The organism is Actinopolyspora mortivallis DSM 44261 (assembly GCF_000384035.1).
Lineage (GTDB): Bacteria > Actinomycetota > Actinomycetes > Mycobacteriales > Pseudonocardiaceae > Actinopolyspora > Actinopolyspora mortivallis.
The window spans coordinates 1,325,755-1,342,949 of the sequence record NZ_KB913024.1 but is presented as its reverse complement, the minus strand read 5'-3'; the positions used below and the strand labels follow the sequence as shown (position 1 = coordinate 1,342,949).

Here is a 17,195-nt window from a genome sequence, read left to right as displayed (position 1 = left end):
AGCGGGGGTGAGCCGCAGGATGGGACCCTTGGTCAGTATCTGACATTGGATTCCCCGCGCAAGCGGGGGTGAGCCCGGAGCTGTTCGTACACCCCTACGACGCGTGATGGATTCCCCGCGCAAGCGGGGGTGAGCCGATATTCGCGCGCCTCGCGGTCAGCCTCGTCTAGGATTCCCCGCGCAAGCGGGGGTGAGCCCGCCAGCGAGAGCGCCCGGACTTTCCTGCGACGGGATTCCCCGCGCAAGCGGGGGTGAGCCTCTGCCCGTAGGTTGGCCCGCTGAGTGCGGCGCGGATTCCCCGCGCAAGCGGGGGTGAGCCGCAGCTGCGGGTCTGTGACATGACCGACCCGCAGGATTCCCCGCGCAAGCGGGGGTGAGCCGGCGCCGGTGCGGCGGCGTTTCCGGCGGCGGTCGGATTCCCCGCGCAAGCGGGGGTGAGCCGTCGGCGGCTGCCGTCGGCGTGGCCTTCGCGTGGGATTCCCCGCGCAAGCGGGGGTGAGCCCCGTGGATCTGTCATCCCTGGTCGAGGCGGCCAGGATTCCCCGCGCAAGCGGGGGTGAGCCCTCCGCGTCCAACCCCGCCGCCGTCGCCAACGCGTTTTCCCCGCGCGAGCGGGGGTGAGCCTTGGACACGTTGCTCGCCGCCGAGGCCGTCGAACTCCCCACGCGAGCGGTGTGAGACCGAAGATGCTCTGAGTCACCGATAAATAGCAGGAAGACCCGGCCTCTGACGGTGGCGGCACGCTGAGGTACTACCACCGTCAGAGGTCGCTTCCACTCTTGTTAACCGTGGCCTCCCCCCACTAGCGAACAGAGTTCTGATCAGGTAATTCGGTCCGTGATCAGGCCCTGCTACGTGGTCGTGGGGAACTGCGACAAGACACCTCTCGTCGAACAGCCAACCGGTACACCCCCACCGTGTGGGGATCTCCCCTAAGGGTAGTCGAACAGTACACCAGTAAGTGTCTCCGTCCCCTCAATGGGCGCATACCGTGCTGCTTGTGGAGCGACAAGAAGACAACCTCGTTGCACTGAACTCTTCGGATAGAGCTAGCAGATCAGGTCAGCGTCGACCCCCTTGTTCACCCCAAGTCCCCAGCCAGTTACAGTAACCTTCACAAAGGTTGGCTGTTCTACCAAAGAACTTTGGGGTCCAATGCATTTATACGTGTGGGGCAAGTCGCGGGGACTGCCGAGGCCGTATCCGCTGGAGTGGCACCTGATCGACGCTGCGGCGGGGGCCACAGCGCTGTGGCACATGCATCTCACGCTGGGGGCGCGACGACAGATCGCCACCGAACTGGGGATGAACGACGCGGACTCGGCTCGGCTGGTCGCACTGTTGGCCGGGCTGCACGACATCGGAAAAGCCATCCCGTGCTTCCAGCAGCAATGGCCAAAACCCGGAACTACTGGCTGGCTTGCTCATGACGAGGCGACGCACCTGGCACTACCCACTCTGCTGGGACTGAGCGACGACGGATTATTGACCGCGGACGTCGCGTACCGGATCGGACAACTTCTGGGCGGACACCACGGGGTCTACTACTCGCCGCGGGAGCGGGACGTGGAGCAGCCGGTTCGACGTGTCGCGAACCTGGGCGAACAGGAGTGGCACGCGATTCGTTCCGACGTGACCAGTTCGGTGCGTTCCGTGCTGGATAACCCAAGGCTGCCGGAGACGATCCCCGCACCGGTGGCTGTGGTGCTGTCCGGTGTGGTGATCGTGGCTGACTGGTTGTCCTCGAACGAGGACTTCATACACCGGCAGCTGGAACACGCTCCGGAAGAACTGGAAGCACGGTACGGCTACACGGTCCCCGCCATGGGAACGGAGATCACGCAAGCTGGTTTGAACAGGCCGGAGTTCGTCGAACGGATCAGCACCCAAGGTGTGTGGGGCTTCGCTCCATCAGTGCTGCAACGCTCCATCATCGATGAGCTGATACCCCACGTGAACGGACCGGGCCTGTTGGTGATCACTGACTCGACCGGTACGGGGAAAACGGAAGCGGGGCTCTTGGCCGCCCACGCGCTGGGTCAGGCCACAGGACGGTCCGGCCTGTACGCGGGGCTTCCCACGATGGCCACGGCCAATGAAATGCGTACTCGGCTTACTGAGTATTCCAGTGCTACCGCGGTGCCCCCCATCCCCGTCACCTTGGCGCATTCGATGGCGGCGTTTCAGCCCGCCTACAGCGCCGACGTAACGGTCAGTGCCTGGTTGCGGCCGTTGAAACGGACTCTGCTGGCCGGAATCTCGGTGGGCACGATCGATCAGGCGTTGCTGGCCGCACTGGCAGCACGACACAACATGCTGCGGCTGCACGGGTTGATGAACAAGACCCTGATCGTCGATGAGGCGCATGCCTACGACCCGTTCATGCAAGCCCTGCTCGCACGACTGCTGTCCTGGTGCGGCCGGCTGGGTGTGCCGGTGGTGTTGCTGTCGGCCACGCTGCCGCAGCCGGTGAGCCGGAACCTCGTGCGAGCGTATCTGTCCGGTGCGGGCAGCCACCTCAAGGAGGAGCTGGATCTGCCGTACCCGGGGTGGGCGTTCGTGACCGCGAGCGGAAACCTGGTGCAACCGTCGACGACGACAGTCTCGACGATGGCCACGGAGGGCGCTCGAACGGCGAGGTTGTGCCACCATCCGCATCGCCGTAGCGGCTCGGCGCGTCAGGAGATTCTACGGGGATTCGTCGAGCGCGTCTCCCGGCAAGGCGGATGCCTGGCGGTGTTGTGCAACACCGTCGCCAGCGCCCAACATACCTACACGGCGCTGAAAACCGAGGCTCCGGACGATGTCGAGCTCATTCTGCTGCACGCGCGCTTTCCGCTACACGAACGTGAAACCATTACCACGAACTTGACCGGCCGGTTCGGCAAGTACGGGGTTGGCAACAATACGCGTCCAGCGAAGGCGATCGTGGTCGCCACTCAGATACTGGAACAAAGCCTGGACGTGGACTTCGACCGGATCGTCAGTGAAATCGCACCGATCGCGTGGCTGATCCAACGGCTGGGGCGGTGCCAGCGCCATCCTCTGCCGCAGTGGCACGAGGAGTACCAGCGTCCATCGTGGTGTCCGGTACCGACAGTGGATGTGCTCGATCCGGTCGACGAATCCGCCGATCCCCCAGTTCCACCTGAGTGGGGAGAAATCTACCCGCCGTTCGAGATGGTGGCCACACACCGTGTGCTGACCGAGCGCGATCCGACCTTGGAGGTCCCCACCGACGTGAACCCCTTGGTGCAGCAGGTGCACGCGGCCACCAGCGGAACCAGCGACAGTCAGCTGCAACAGCTGTGGGACGAACAGTTCAGTCAGAACCGCGCACAGCACCAACAGGCGGCGTTGGTACGTGTCCCCGAACCGGACCAGGTTGACGACCTGGCCCGGATGACCGAACCGGAGGTCACCGAGGCCGATGTGTCCACACGTCTGGGTGTGGACACGGTACGGGTGATTCCGCAGTACACCAGCAGCGATGGTCGTCAGTGGCTGGACGCCGCCCACACACGTCCCTGGCCCACCCAACGACCGAACTCGGACACGATTAACCAATTGATCGACCATTCCATCCCGTGTCCTGGTAATTGGGTCGACGAGCTGGAGTTGCAACCGCAGTCGACCTGGTCACGGACACCGACACTGCGGGATGCCCGCGTTCTGCCCGCGCCGACCTACGGCTCGCTGACCGTCGACCCCGAACTGGGACTGGTTCGCCACACGAAGGGACACACGTGACGTCTTCGGCCGCCTTCGACCTGCGTGACCAGCGATGGATACCTGTGGTCACCAAGAACGGGATCACACTCCCCCTCTCCCTGCGCGAGGTCTTTCACCACGCGCACGAAACAGAAGACCTGGCAGTGACGGTTCCTCCCGCAGCCGTGGGACTGCTTCGGGTGCTGTACACCATCACCGCCCGCGTGACCGGTCTCGACCAACACCTTTTTTCGGAGGAGTGGAAAAAGGCTCGCAGCACCGTGCTGCGCGAGGGCCAATTCGACAAAGACGCTGTCGACGCCTACCTCGACGCCGACCCGGGAGCGTGGAACCTGTTCGACTCCGCCCGCCCCTGGATGCAGGATCCGCGTTTGGTCGAGCAGGCAGAAATCAAAAGCATCAACCAGCTCGATCCGAGTCGTCCCGGGGACAACTCTCCCGTGTGGTTTCGCCACACTCACCACGGACACGCACCGGCGCTGCCGACGGCGGAGGCGGTTCTGTATCTGTTGGTGCACAGTTTCTACGGATCCGGCGGAACCGGAGGGAAACGCACCGTCACCGACGGGTTCGGTCAGACGGTCTCCGATCAGTACATGAGCAGCGGTCCGTTGCGAGGCGTGCTCAGCCATCATCCGCTCGGCCGCAACCTGCTGGAGACACTGGTCCTCGGAGTGCCTGGGCCGAACCATGAGCACGAGTCCGATGTAGCCGACCTGGCTCCGTGGGAACGGCACGAGCTTCCCGACCCACTGGGGCATCCACCACCTGTGACCTGGCCTGCGGGGATTCTGGTCGGGCGATGCCGGCACGCGTTGCTGCTACATCCGAACGAGACCGGCGAACACGTGACCCAATGTCGTCTGACCTGGGCCTACAAGAAACCCCATCCCCCCGTTGCCGACCCGTACACGATTCGGCAACGCACGAAGAGCGGCGAGTGGACCGACCGGAGCGCTCAGGCCGACCGGGCCATCTGGCGAGACCTGGACGCGCTGCTGGCCGACACGGACACGCACACACGTCCCGCCGTTCTCACGGAGGCCACAGGACTACCGAAGGGGGTCAGGGACGCGCTCCGCGTCCGCGTCCACGGGGTCGACCAGGACCGTCAGTCCCGCGATCGCCAGTGGATGACCGCGACGACTCCACCGATCATGCCCTGGCTCGAGACAGAGAATCCCCGTGCCGCCGACGGCGCCAGGCAACTGCACGACGCTGCGGAAACCGTCGCGACCAGGTTGGTCTCGGAGCTGCGCAGGGCCTACCACTCCCTGAGTATCAACAGTGGTCGAGCAGGCAGCGGAGACGTGCCATGGGTGGCCCCTGCACTGCGCCACTACTGGCCCACCGCGGAAACGGTGTTCTGGGAACGGATGTACGAGGAGGACTTCACCGAACCGTACCGTGCCTGCACGGACTGCGCGCTGCAGGCACTGGAGGCAGCCACCGACCACGAAGCCCATCATCCTCCGGTGGGCCACGCACTCGCCACCGCCCGCCAGAACCTGATCAACGCAGCGGCCAAAGCCGAACCCCGCGAGCAATAAGAGGAAACCACCCATGACCCGTGCAGCCAGCGACTACGCGACCCGCTTCGTCACCGACATCGCCACCCAGGCCACTGCGAACCCGGCCATACGCACCGCGCTGCGCACCGGGATAGGACGAGAACCCGACCAGTGCCACCGCATGCACTCTTTCGTCGCCCCGTGGCTGGAGGAAGATATCCACCCCGACAAGGAACGCGTCCACTACACGATCGCCGCACTCATCGCACACGCCCCCGAAACCGCCGTCCCCACCGTGGAGAACGCCCCCCGCGATCTCGGCGAGTCCTTGGCCTTCGCCACCCAACACCACGTACTCGCCCCCGCCACCACGGAGAACTACCTGCATCTCGTGGTCCGCCAAAACCCCGGTACGCTCTGCCGGTACCTCACCACCGTCGTACTCGCGCTGCGCGACACCGGGATACCGGTCGATTTCGCGCGGCTGTTCGACGATGCCGGTCGCTGGCCCTGGCAGTCTCGCCGAATCGCCAAGACCTGGCTGCAGAGCTACTACCGTTCCCTCGCCTCCACAACTTCCTCCTCATAAACTCCACCCCCTTCTCGATCTTCTCCGGCATCGGCCCAAGAAACAGACAAGGAATTCCGAAAGGAAAGAACATGCACCTGGACATTCACGCCTTGCAGCCTGTCCCGTACTCGAACTTGAACCGCGACGCGCTGGGCAGCCCGAAAAGCTGTGTCTACGGTGGATCGACGCGCACACGCGTGTCCAGTCAATCCTGGAAACGCGCCGTCCGTTTCGAACTCGAACAGCAACTCGACGAACCCACGGTCCGCACCCGTCGAATCCCCAAAGCCGTGCAGGAGGAGCTGGAACACCGCGGCTGGGATCACGACACGGCCCGCAAGGCCGGACGTGCGGTGCTGATCAGCGCGGACCAGGCAGCGACCCGCAAAGACACCAAGGAAGGCGGGTTGTTCCCCACGCCGGACGACGACCAGTCCGATGTGCTGTTCTGGGTTCCTCGAGCTGTGATCACGGAACTCTCGGACCTGGCCGAGCAGTACCCCGATGCCATCGCGGACATGCCGTTGCCGTCGCAGCAGGAAGTCACCAAGAAGGAACGTCCGAAGAAACAGGACAAGCTGCGGCCGGTGCTACCGGTGGCCACCGTGGAGGACATCCTGCGTCGCCGTTCCCCCTCGATCAACCTGCTCGGACGGATGCTGGCCGAGATCCCCGGCCACCGCGTCGACGGGGCGAGTCTGTTCGCCCACGCGTTCACCACACACGAATCAGCGATGGACTTCGACTTCTTCACTGCCGTCGACGACCTCAATCCCCCGGCTGCGACAGGCTCCGGACATTTGGCCACAGCCGAGTTCACCAGCGGTGTGTTCTACCGCTACAGCAGCGTCAACCTCACCGACCTCGCCACCAACCTCAGCGGTACGGACAAGACGCGGGACGGCTTCGACGACGCCCTACGAGTGGTCGACGCCTACCTGCGCGCCTTCTGTGAAGCCGTCCCCAGCGGAAAGCAGCGCACCACCGGAGCCACCACCCGTCCCGAGCTGGTGTATCTGGCGCTGCGGCACGATCCGCTGTCGCTGGCGGGAGCGTTCGAAAAGCCCGTGCGCAGCCACAACGGAAGCGGCTACGCGGAACCGTCGCGTGAGCAGCTCGCCCACTACACCGGCAGGCTGCACCGTTTCCTCGGCACCGACGGACTGTTCTGGCACGGCCACGCCTCGATCGCCGCCGAGCCCTACGACCAACTCGGCGAAGGCTACGACAGCCTGCACGACCTGATTACTGACAGCACGAACCGAGCGGGGGATGCGGCATGAGTGGGCTCCTACTCCGTCTGGGCGGACCCCTGCAGTCGTGGGGCACCCATTCGGCTTGGACCGAACGGGACACACACCCCTACCCGACCCGCTCCGGGCTAATCGGCCTCATCGCCGCCTCCGGAGGACATCCCCGTACCATGAACCCCGAGCGTTTTTCCTCATTGCGGTTTCTGGTGCGTATCGACCGGCCCGGTACTCATCTCGTCGACTTCCACACCGTCGGCGGGGGACGGCCATCGAAGCAGACCGTCCCGACCGCCAAAGGCGGTTACCGGCAAGAAGGCACGGGCACACTGGTCTCCAACCGGCACTACTTGTCCGACGCAGTGTTCACCGTGGCGGTGACCAGCTCGGACGGCACGATGCTCACCGAGGCTGAGCAAGCGCTGCGTCATCCCTACTGGGCTGGCTACCTCGGGCGTCGAGCATGTCCTCCGGACACTCCGTTCCTGATCACCGCAGTGGACGACCCCCACACCTGGTTGCACCAGCGTCTTCCGCTGGCTAGACCTGTTCCGCATGAGAAATCGGTGACCGTGGAATTCGTCTCCGAACATCCTCCGGACGAGCCCACAGGTTGGACAGACAACGTCGCCGACGACCCGCGGGATTTCACCCCCGACCACCGCAGCTACCACAGCCGTCCCGCCTACCGCTACCGGCGCGTCCTCCCCGCCGGCCTGTGCGGCGGGTACGGCACCGACTACCTCGATGCCCTCTCCACGGCCTTGGAGGAAGCCGCATGACCACAACCGCCCCACGCACGGCGATGCTGACGCAACTCCGGCTGAACCCGCGTCATCCGGCCACCGGCCGGGAACTGGCCAATGTAGATCGAATGCACCGCCGTGTCATGTCCTTGTTCCCCGACTCGCTCGGAAACAACCCTCGTGCCGAAGCCGGTGTTCTCCACCGCGTGGAACACAGTCACGCAGAAGCCGTCGTGCTCATCCAGTCCACCCTCACCCCCGACACCACCCGACTCCCACGTGGCTACGCCACCACCGCGCATCGCGACCTCGGTCCTCTGCTCACCGCGCTGGAAGTCGGGATGCGAGCCCGTTACCGGATCGTCGCCAATCCCACCCGTATCGAAACCACCGACGAAGGCAGGAAACAACGACGCCAGCTAGTCGGGGACCATGCCGTGGCCTGGTGGCACCGTCGCGCCGAAGAGGCAGGACTCGAGCTCGAATCAGCCATGCTCACCCGTGAATACCGACTGGTCGGGGACAAATCGCAGCGTTCACGACGACCCCACTACCACGGGGCCACTCAGTTCGACGGGAGCGCCACGGTCACTCATCCCGAGGCAACCTTCCGCGCTGTCCTGGAAGGAATCGGACGTGCGAAATCCTACGGCTGCGGGATGCTGTCCCTCGTCCCCCTGACGGGTGGTGACCGGTGAACCAACGGCTTCCCCAAGCACTCGGTGCGCCCAGCGTGCTCGGGCTCCACCCGGTCAAAGACCGCATCACCTATCTCTACGTGGACAGCGTTCGAGTCGTGGCCGACCGCAACGGTGTGTGCGCACAGACCGAACACCCCGATACCGGCACGATCGACCGCGTCTACTTACCGACCGCCAGCCTGGCCTGCCTCCTGCTCGGGCCGGGCACCAGCGTCACCCACGCCGCCGTCACCGCCTTGACCAGAGACGGGACCGTGCTCGGCTGGGTGGGTTCCGGTGGAGTGCGCTGCTATTCCGCCTTCCTGCACGAAAGCACCTCCACCGAACTGTTGCATCAACAAGTCCAGCTCCTGACCGATGACGACCAGCGCATCACCGCGGCGCACCGGCACTTCCAACTCCGTTTCGGGGAATCACCTCCGGAGGACGCGGGCGTAGCTCGGTTGAGGAGCCTGGAGGGAGCCAGGATGAAAGCCACCTACAAGGCGCTGGCGAAAAAGCATCGGGTGGGGCCGTTCCGCCGCTCCTACGATCCCCACGACTTCAGCGCCAGCGATCCGGTCAACCAGGCCATCACCGCGGGCAACAGCGCACTCTACGGAATATGCACCGCCGTGCTGCTCAGCCTCGGTGCCTCGCCCGCCTTGGGCATCATCCACGAGCACAACCAACGCGCCTTCACCTACGACATCGCCGATCTGTACAAAGCAGAACTCACCGTTCCGATCGCTTTCGCCCTGGCCCAAAGCGCCCATCCCGACCGGGACATGCGCTACCGGCTACGTGAAAACGCCCGACTACTCAGACTCGTCCCCCGCATGATCCGCGACATCCGCTACGTCCTCAACGGTGGCGCCGCACCCGAGAAAGACGCCCCCACCGGAGTGGTCGACCTGTGGGATCCAGAGACCAACGTGCCCGCCGGGGTCAACTACGCCAGCCTGGACGACAACAACGATGATCCGGAATTCTGATGAGCACCTTCGCCGTTATCACCACCAGCGCCGTCGCGGACGGCACTCGCGGAGCCCTGACCCGCTGGATGCTCGAACCTGCTCCGGGAGTCTACGTCGGCACACTGACCAACCGCGTCCGAGAATACCTGTGGCAAGCCGTCTGCGAGAGCATCGACGACCAGGAAGGCTGGGCCGCGCTCATCTGCAACGCCGACAACGAACAAGGCTACAACATCCACACCCACGGCCCCGGAACCAGAGGCCGAACGATCGTCGACCTCGACGGCCTCTCACTCGTCTCCTGGACACTGACCCCTGACAACGATTCCGAACCGGAGATCACAAAACGGTAAATCGCACTTATTTTCCCAGCACAAAAAGTGGTTTCCCCGCTCACGCGGGGGTGAGCCCTCGCCTTCGCTGCTCGTGCTGTCCTGCTGCGAGGTTTCCCCGCTCACGCGGGGGTGAGCCGCGCTGGGAACCTCGTCAGCGAGGTGTTGGAGGGGTTTCCCCGCTCACGCGGGGGTGAGCCGTCACCCGATCTCGTTGAAACCATTGAAACCGGGGTTTCCCCGCTCACGCGGGGGTGAGCCCAGGTCCTACAGGGAGTGGAACAAAAACGCTACGGTTTCCCCGCTCACGCGGGGGTGAGACCGATCGTGGCCATCGTCGATGCATTGGATCCGTGGTTTCCCCGCTCACGCGGGGGTGAGCCTTCTGGTAGGCCCACGCCGATATCTGGTCCCCGGGTTTCCCCGCTCACGCGGGGGTGAGCCCGGCCGGGAGGTCTGATGTGGGAGTGGCTGTGGGGTTTCCCCGCTCACGCGGGGGTGAGCCTCACGCGTACGAACTAGCGTGACTGTGCGAAACGGTTTCCCCGCTCACGCGGGGGTGAGCCCCATGAGCCAAACCTCGGGGCTGGAGATCGCACGGTTTCCCCGCTCACGCGGGGGTGAGCCCGCCCATGTCGCTGAGCAGCGACTCAGGACCGGGGTTTCCCCGCTCACGCGGGGGTGAGCCACCCCACTCACCGCTCACGAAGGCCATTTGGTCAGGTTTCCCCGCTCACGCGGGGGTGAGCCCCCGTTCGCGTCGGGAGCTGTGTGAGGGAATTTGGTTTCCCCGCTCACGCGGGGGTGAGCCCTACAAGAAGAAGTTCGGCGTGATGCACCTGTTGGTTTCCCCGCTCACGCGGGGGTGAGCCGGAAACGGAGCTCCGCGCGCCGCGCCGAGCTTGGGTTTCCCCGCTCACGCGGGGGTGAGCCCACATGTTCGGCAGCGTCAGCACGTCGCAGCCGGGTTTCCCCGCTCACGCGGGGGTGAGCCCGGCGGGCACAGTCGCTCGCGGACGGCCCGGCCGGGTCCGTGCTGCTGCACCGGGAACAGGGCGCGCCCTGGATGGACGGGATTCGAGCGATGCTCGCCGCCCCAGTGATGACTCACCCCAACCAGGCGACCCTGTTCCACAGGGCGCTCCCGCCGTGGCGTTCACGCTGGCCGCGATCGAACCGACCCGTGTCCTGGCCACCGTGGACGGGCACATCGAGACGATCACCCGCGTCCGCCTCGCCACGGCCCACCGCCGCATCGATCACGGCGACCTGCCCGACAAGGGCGAGTACGACCTCATGGCCGGGCTGACCGGATTCGGGACGTATCTGCTGCGCCGCTACGGGGAAGGTCCGCTGCTGCGGGACGTGCTGGCCTATCTCGTGCGGCTCACCGAACCCCGCCCGGACGGGCTTCCCGGCTGGTGGGCCGCCCACGGCCCGACCGGCGCTAAGAGTGCGTGGCACGGTAGGCACGGCAGCAACCTCGGGGTCTCCCACGGCATCGCGGGCCCCCTCGCGCTGCTCGCGCAGACGCACCGGCGCGGCATCCAGATTGCCGAGCAGTCCCACGCGATGCACCGCATCCTCGGCTGGCTCGACCAGTGGTTCGACCGCACCGGGATGTGCTGGCCCGGCGCCGTCTCCCGCCCGGAGCAGGACACCGGGGAAGCGCCGAGGGAGACGCCGCGCCCGTCGTGGTGCTACGGCACACCCGGTATCGCTCGCGCGCAGCAACTCGCCGGGCTCGCCCTCGGCGACACCCACCGTCAGCGGTTCCCCGAGACCACGCTCGCAGCGTGCCTCGCCGACGATCACCAGATCGGGAAACTCACCGCCGTGGGACTCTGCCACGGGTGGTCCGGGATGCTGCACACCACCTGGCGCATGAGCCAGCACGACGTGCGGCTCCGCGCCTATCCGCCGATGCTGATCGACCGAGTCACGAAGCGGCTGGCCCAGCAGCCCCCGGTGGACTCGGGGCTGCTCACCGGCGAGGCCGGAGCCCGGCTCTCGCTGCACGCCGCCACCACCGACCAGACCCCCCTCACGCGATGGGATGCCTGCCTACTACTCGACGGGTAACCAGACAACAACATCACGAAAGGAAGCGATGAACACCGAGACCACCACCGACGCAGCCTCCGCCGAGGAACTGCGTGCCCGCATGGTCGACAAGGTCCGCGCCAAGGGCTTCGCCACGAACTCGCGCGTGGAGCAAGCACTGCGGGACATGCCGCGCCACGACTTCGTGCCCGAGCATGACCTGGAAACCGCCTACCACCCGTTCCAGGCGGTGATCACCCACCGTTTCGCCGACGGCACCTCACTGAGCTGTGCCAGCGCCCCGTTCGTCGTGGCGATGATGCTCGACCAGCTCGACGTACGTCCCGGCGATCGGGTGCTGGAGATCGGAGCCGGGACCGGATACAACGCCGCACTGCTTGCCGAACTCACCGGCGACTCCCAGCTCGTGACCACCATCGACGTGGACGAGGACGTGACCGAGCAGGCCCGTCGCAACCTGGACTCGGCTGGTTACGGCGACGTGCGCGTGGTCATCGGAGACGGCACCGACGGTGTACCCGAGCACGGACCCTACGACCGGATCATCGCCACCGTGTCCCCCTGGGAGATCCCCCCGGCCTGGTGGCAGCAGCTCACCCCCGGTGGCCGGATGGTCCTCCCGCTGCGGTGGCGCGGCCAAACCCGCAGCATCGCGTTCGCCGAACAGGACGGAAAACTGGTCTCCGATAGCGTCGAGCTGTGCGGATTCGTCAATCTGACCGGAGACACCGAGGGTGAACAGACCGGTGCGATTACCGAGGACGGCACCGTGAACCTGCACTGGGACCGCGACCAGCCGGTGACCCCCGAAGATCTACGCGGCGTGCTCGACACCCCGAGCACCACCCGCTGGTCCGGCCACACCCTCGGCGGCTCCGAACCCTTCGACGGGATCTGGCTGCGGCTCACCGCCGAGGACGACCGCACCTGCCGGATCAACGTGCACCCGGATGTGTCCCGCGACGTGGCCGCTCCGATCGAGCACATGCGCGCCCCGGCGCTCGTACAGGGTGCCTCTCTGGCCTACGTGACCCACCAACGGACCGAAACCGAGAACGGTCCCCGATGGGAACTCGGCGCGATCGGCCACGGACCGGACGCCGAAACACTGGCCGACCGGCTGATCGAGGTACTCGGACTCTGGTCGGAGGCACGCGACGCGCGCCCCACCGTGACCGCCTACCCAGTCGACACCGATCCCCCGGAAGCATCCATCGAAAAGCGGCACAGCAAACTCCTCGTTATCTATTCCGAAGAATGATGACCATAGTGAGCTTCCTGGTCACGCCATCGTGGACTGAGCACGGTAGGTGCTGTCGCGGAGCGTGGTGGTGGCATCATCTGCCGTGAGCCCGCGCGGCGCTCGTTGGGCTGTCCTCCCGGCCCCCATGTCTGGCCGGGAGGACAGCCCATAAGCGCAGTACATGCTACTGGTGGCTAGTCGAACTCGCCGTCCTTGACCCCGGCAACGAACGCTTGCCATTCGGTCGGCGTGTAGTAGTGTGCCGGCCTGTTGCGATCCTTGGTATCCCGCAGCCAACGACCACCGTCGGCGGCTATGGCGACCTCGACGCAGCCTTGGTGATCGTTGCTGTAACTGCTCTTGTGGAACTCGGCATCCGAGGGGACGTCGAGTGGATACTGCGTCACTTGTGTACCTCCTGTGCTGCTTGGCGCAACATCGCCCGCGAGTCTTCCTGGTTCGCGGCCTGTACTCGTAGGCGGGTCAGGGCACGCTCGTACAGTGCGACTTCGTCGGGCTTTTCGTAGTAGCGGCCTTCGACAAGTCCTTCCAGATACACGACCCCGGGATCTCCTGCCATCTCGCTGGGAAACTTCAGAACCTGGAAACCACCGGACTGCGCCAGATGCGCTCCCGCGTTCAAGGGCAGTATCTGCAGGTCAACACGAGGGCGCTCACAGACTTTGATCAGATGATCGAGTTGTTCGGCCATCACCTCAGCGTTGCCACGGGGGCGGTGCAGTACCGATTCATCGATGATGGCCCACAGGCGGGCCGGATCCTCCTCCCGATCCAGGATATTCTGACGGCCGAGGCGCAGCTGGACACGCTGTTGGACCTGCTCGTCGGTGAGTTCGGGGTCGGCACGGATCACGGCTTCGGCATAGGCTGGTGTCTGCAACAGTCCAGGGATGACAGAGGTGTCGAAGCTGAAGACTTCAGCGGCTCCCGCTTCCAGCCCCAAGAACAGGTCAAACCATGGTGGGACCGAGCCGCTACATGACCTCGGAACGCTCCTTACCGGCTTCTTGACGAAGCTGGCGCAGGTTGAGAGCGATCCAGCGCTTAAGCAGCGCGGGACTCGAAGTGGCAACCACGTGATGGTCTCCTTCGTCTGTTGGTCAACGTCCCATCTTCGGCATACAGCGCATGGTCGCGTCCCAAGAACAACATCACCCGAATGGGCGTATGCACAACTCTTGGATCTGTAGGAGCTACGTTGTAGCTCTTCTGTGGAGCCGCTACGAACGTACGGCTACAGCAAGTTCGGCAAAAGACTGGATGCCATGAGTGAGACCTCGGTGTTCTCACGAGCGCCATGAGGGGCGCCGGAGCCGGTGCTTCCCCCGACAGCATCGGGTCCGCCGCACAACGTAAAGGTCGTCATGCGCCTGGACGGCCGCGTGACGCGGCCGCCCAGGTGGAAGCCCGAGCATGGTGGCGACGACGGGTGCCGGGGCTTGGAGCACGAGGTGGTGCGGGACTGAGGTGTGTCCGGTTTGGATGGGGATGTCGTGGCGGCGGAGGGCGTCGCCAAGGCTGCGGTGCTGGAGAGGTTGGCCTGGTCGGCGGCCGGGGAACAGCCAGTCCGATCCGTGGTTCGCTCCGATGGATGTGGTGCGTTCGGTGAGCAGTCGGCCAGTGGGGCGGGTAGGGGTGTCTCTATGTTTTTGTCAAGCGATGCATGGGGGGCGGGGTTGGTAAAAGGGCCGTCGCGGAGCATGGCGAAGAGGGTGCTGAGGCGTTGACGGGCTAGGCGTAGTAGTGCTGTGTATGGGTCTTGCCGCTGATTCGGTGTTTGTCGTAGTAAGCGCGGGAGGTGGGACCGTGTAGGCCGTCTCGGTGTGCAACCGCAACAGCAACGCATCCAACGCCGGATCATTACCCGTCGAGGCGGCCACCCTGTTCACCTCCGCCACCGGCTGTTCAGCCGACCCCCGGCACATACTCGACGAACCTCGGCACCACACAGGACTCCACCGCCGACCCGACCAGATCCTCCGGCGCCACCCCCATCCGCGCCAACACCAACCGAGCCGCCTCCAGCTCCGACGGACCGGGACCAACACTGCCGGACTGCTCCCCGGGATCACTCATCGAGGCTCATCCCCAGCACGGCCGCGTGCCGCTCGGCCACCACCGGCGGGTGCACCAGCAGCACCCCCTGCCGCGGCGATCCCGCCAACAGCACACGATCACCCGGGCTGATCCCGCAGCGCGAACGCGCCCGCGCCGGAACCACCACATACCCCGGCCCGGAAAGCCCGTAGAGCCCGTCCGGGTGGGCCCGCAGCAGCACCGAGCCCGCGACCACACCGAGCTCGCAGCGCTGAGCACGACTCCAGCCCAGCGCGGCCACCACCGCACGGTCACCGGGACGCGACGCTGTTCGAACAGCTCCAAGCCACTCTGCACCACCACATCGTCATCGAACAGGCCAAAAGGGTGCTCGCCGAATACGGCAACACGACCATGCAGCGCGCCTTCACCATGCTCCGCGACTACGCCCGCACCAACGGCCAAAACCTCACCGATCTGGCGCGCAGTCTCACCGACCGCACCACAAGCCCGACGTGCTCGTCACCAACTGCGACCATGGCGACGAGCCCCAAACAGCTCCGACACCGCGGGACCACTCCGCTGATCAGCCGGAAGCACACTCACGACTCCGATCAACCGGTGCGCTGGCTCGGGGAGCGGCCGCACCAGGTCCGCCGGACATTCATCCGCTGACAGCACCGCACCGACCTCGGCCACCCCACTCCCTCGTCATCAGCCCCGTCTGCTCGCGCCGTTCCCCCAACCAGTGGCGTCGGGACCAATGCGTCAGAAGCTCCAAAGTGAGATCTGATCGTTACTCCGATCCGGAGCAACGGGGGAGGCATCCCAGCAGGAAGTGAGCCAAACTGCCTGTCGGGGATTCAGTCGGGGGTCGCACAGACTGGTGTGCACGCTGTGCGCTTCGAACATGTCCGCATGCGTCGCGACACATTCGGTGACTTCTGCAGGAGTGGTCTCCAGATGCAATCCTCCTGCGACACCTCCCTCCACGGTTACCACCTTCAAAAACCCGTGCAGCTCGTCTACCAGGTCGTTCAACACCCGGGCCTTACGCCCACAAGACGTGTTGACCGTGTTGCCGTGCATAGGGTCACACAGCCAGATAACCGGGTGTCCCGCCGTGCGGACGGCGGATACCAGTCTCGCTAACCGCTCCACGACATCTGCCGCACCCATCCGCGCGATGAGGGTTAATTTCCCGGGTTCGCGCTCGGGGTCGAGCCGCGCGCACAGTCGGATCAGCTCGTCCTCGGACACACTCGGCCCTACCTTGCAGGCCACCGGGTTGCGCACCTCGGCGAGCAGGGCGATGTGTGCTCCATCGAGCTGCCGAGTGCGGTCGCCCACCCACGGCCAATGGGTCGATGTCAGCAGCAGTTTGCCTTCTGCGGTGCGGCGCAGCATCGGCAATTCGTAGTCCAACAGCAGCGCTTCATGACTGGTCCAGATCCGTTGTCCGGGGTCCAGCCGGTCCGCGTTGTGCTGGTGCACCGCATCCATCGCCGCGCTGGCCGCCCAGTAACCCGACAGTACCCGTTTCGGGTCGGGACGGCGCTGGCCCGGATGTTTCTCAGGACTGTTGACCATGTGGCCACGGTAGGCTGTTAGTTCCATATCACCAACCTGCTCCACCGGACGGGACCGCGGTTTCGCGAACTGTCCCGCAATACGACCGACCCGGACCACAGAAGTGCCGCTACGAATGGCTAATGTTTTGGCGATCGTGTCTATCAACTCCGCTTTCCGAGCGATACACACCGGGCGGGTTTCCGAGAAGTCCTCCGCGCAGTCACCCGCCTGCACCACGGTACTCTCCCCACGCGCCACCGCAGCCAGCAGCTCGCGGAACTGATTGGTTTCCTCGGCCCGCACGAGTGGAGGCAACGTGGAAATCTCGTCGCGCACCTGTTCAACCAGTACGGAGTCCTCCCAGTCCGGCTGCTGCCAAGCCGGTAGCGAGCTCAACCATCCGAAATCGGAAGATCCGGACAACACCGCGTCAGAATCGGAAACCGCGGACTTGCCGCT

General features: G+C 65.3%; 16 protein-coding genes, 2 pseudogenes and 2 CRISPR repeat arrays (1 of these 20 running past the window's edge). Of the genes and pseudogenes, 11 read left to right on the top strand and 7 right to left on the bottom strand.

Features of this window, described 5'->3' with window-relative positions; genetic code table 11:
• Window positions 1-624: direct repeats of the CRISPR family, unit length 28 nt; unit sequence GGATTCCCCGCGCAAGCGGGGGTGAGCC; it reaches 745 nt to the left of the window's first position.
• 531 nt (window positions 625-1,155) lie between these two features.
• The 10 genes from ACTMO_RS20540 (at window position 1,156) to fxlM (ending at window position 13,124) form a co-directional block, all read left to right on the top strand.
• Entirely contained in the window at window positions 1,156-3,750 is a 2,595-nt protein-coding gene (locus tag ACTMO_RS20540; protein ID WP_084792082.1) for a CRISPR-associated helicase/endonuclease Cas3, read from the top strand.
• Window positions 3,747-5,282, top strand: coding sequence for a type I-E CRISPR-associated protein Cse1/CasA (casA, locus tag ACTMO_RS20535; RefSeq protein WP_019853873.1), 1,536 nt, complete (start codon window positions 3,747-3,749; stop codon window positions 5,280-5,282). Before ACTMO_RS20540 ends, casA begins: the two co-directional genes overlap by 4 nt.
• 13 nt (window positions 5,283-5,295) lie before the next feature.
• Complete coding sequence (gene casB, locus ACTMO_RS20530; RefSeq protein ID WP_019853872.1) at window positions 5,296-5,832, top strand: type I-E CRISPR-associated protein Cse2/CasB; 537 nt, start codon at window positions 5,296-5,298, stop codon at window positions 5,830-5,832.
• Between the two features lie 71 nt (window positions 5,833-5,903).
• Entirely contained in the window at window positions 5,904-7,097 is a 1,194-nt protein-coding gene (gene cas7e, locus ACTMO_RS0106550; protein ID WP_019853871.1) for a type I-E CRISPR-associated protein Cas7/Cse4/CasC, read from the top strand.
• The gene (cas5e, locus tag ACTMO_RS0106545; protein ID WP_026448942.1) at window positions 7,094-7,846 is read left to right on the top strand and encodes a type I-E CRISPR-associated protein Cas5/CasD; all 753 of its coding nucleotides are present in this window, start codon (window positions 7,094-7,096) and stop codon (window positions 7,844-7,846) included. Before cas7e ends, cas5e begins: the two co-directional genes overlap by 4 nt.
• On the top strand, window positions 7,843-8,508 hold the full coding sequence (cas6e, locus tag ACTMO_RS0106540; RefSeq protein ID WP_019853869.1) for a type I-E CRISPR-associated protein Cas6/Cse3/CasE: 666 nt from the start codon (window positions 7,843-7,845) through the stop codon (window positions 8,506-8,508). The genes cas5e and cas6e overlap by 4 nt, the downstream gene beginning before the upstream one ends.
• Window positions 8,505-9,485, top strand: coding sequence for a type I-E CRISPR-associated endonuclease Cas1e (gene cas1e / locus ACTMO_RS0106535; protein ID WP_026448941.1), 981 nt, complete (start codon window positions 8,505-8,507; stop codon window positions 9,483-9,485). Before cas6e ends, cas1e begins: the two co-directional genes overlap by 4 nt.
• Window positions 9,485-9,820, top strand: coding sequence for a type I-E CRISPR-associated endoribonuclease Cas2e (cas2e, locus tag ACTMO_RS0106530; protein ID WP_019853867.1), 336 nt, complete (start codon window positions 9,485-9,487; stop codon window positions 9,818-9,820). The genes cas1e and cas2e overlap by 1 nt, the downstream gene beginning before the upstream one ends.
• A 29-nt stretch (window positions 9,821-9,849) precedes the next feature.
• Window positions 9,850-10,793: a CRISPR direct-repeat array (repeat unit 28 nt; unit sequence GGTTTCCCCGCTCACGCGGGGGTGAGCC).
• A gap of 155 nt (window positions 10,794-10,948) precedes the next feature.
• Entirely contained in the window at window positions 10,949-11,881 is a 933-nt protein-coding gene (locus ACTMO_RS21670) for a lanthionine synthetase C family protein (RefSeq protein WP_019853866.1), read from the top strand.
• A 28-nt stretch (window positions 11,882-11,909) separates the two neighbouring features.
• Window positions 11,910-13,124 carry a methyltransferase, FxLD system gene (fxlM, locus tag ACTMO_RS0106520; protein WP_019853865.1) on the top strand — a complete coding sequence of 405 codons (1,215 nt, stop codon included), beginning with the start codon at window positions 11,910-11,912 and terminating at the stop codon, window positions 13,122-13,124.
• A gap of 176 nt (window positions 13,125-13,300) precedes the next feature.
• Here the strand turns inward: fxlM and ACTMO_RS0106515 are convergent, their stop codons facing one another.
• The 6 genes and pseudogenes from ACTMO_RS0106515 to ACTMO_RS20515 form a co-directional block, all read right to left on the bottom strand.
• On the bottom strand, window positions 13,301-13,513 hold the full coding sequence (locus ACTMO_RS0106515) for a DUF397 domain-containing protein (RefSeq protein ID WP_019853864.1): 213 nt from the start codon (window positions 13,511-13,513) through the stop codon (window positions 13,301-13,303).
• A complete protein-coding gene (locus tag ACTMO_RS22850) occupies window positions 13,510-14,070 on the bottom strand; it encodes a DUF5753 domain-containing protein (RefSeq protein WP_157062816.1) in 561 nt (186 codons plus the stop codon). Before ACTMO_RS22850 ends, ACTMO_RS0106515 begins: the two co-directional genes overlap by 4 nt.
• A 729-nt stretch (window positions 14,071-14,799) precedes the next feature.
• Window positions 14,800-14,930: pseudogene (locus ACTMO_RS22845) on the bottom strand (IS110 family transposase); the annotation flags it as partial.
• Window positions 14,931-14,938: 8 nt separating this feature from the next.
• Window positions 14,939-15,022, bottom strand: a pseudogene (locus ACTMO_RS24040) (site-specific integrase); the annotation flags it as partial.
• 10 nt (window positions 15,023-15,032) lie between these two features.
• Entirely contained in the window at window positions 15,033-15,203 is a 171-nt protein-coding gene (locus ACTMO_RS23240; RefSeq protein ID WP_019853861.1) for a hypothetical protein, read from the bottom strand.
• Window positions 15,196-15,465 carry an AbrB/MazE/SpoVT family DNA-binding domain-containing protein gene (locus ACTMO_RS20515; RefSeq protein ID WP_157062815.1) on the bottom strand — a complete coding sequence of 90 codons (270 nt, stop codon included), beginning with the start codon at window positions 15,463-15,465 and terminating at the stop codon, window positions 15,196-15,198. Before ACTMO_RS20515 ends, ACTMO_RS23240 begins: the two co-directional genes overlap by 8 nt.
• Window positions 15,466-15,491: 26 nt before the next feature.
• Here ACTMO_RS20515 and ACTMO_RS21910 point away from each other — a divergent pair, with 26 nt between their 5' ends.
• A complete protein-coding gene (locus ACTMO_RS21910; RefSeq protein ID WP_084792080.1) occupies window positions 15,492-15,839 on the top strand; it encodes an ANTAR domain-containing protein in 348 nt (115 codons plus the stop codon).
• 93 nt (window positions 15,840-15,932) lie between these two features.
• Here the strand turns inward: ACTMO_RS21910 and ACTMO_RS20505 are convergent, their stop codons facing one another.
• On the bottom strand, window positions 15,933-17,159 hold the full coding sequence (locus ACTMO_RS20505; RefSeq protein ID WP_342670122.1) for a 3-deoxy-7-phosphoheptulonate synthase: 1,227 nt from the start codon (window positions 17,157-17,159) through the stop codon (window positions 15,933-15,935).
• Window positions 17,160-17,195 lie beyond the last annotated feature (36 nt).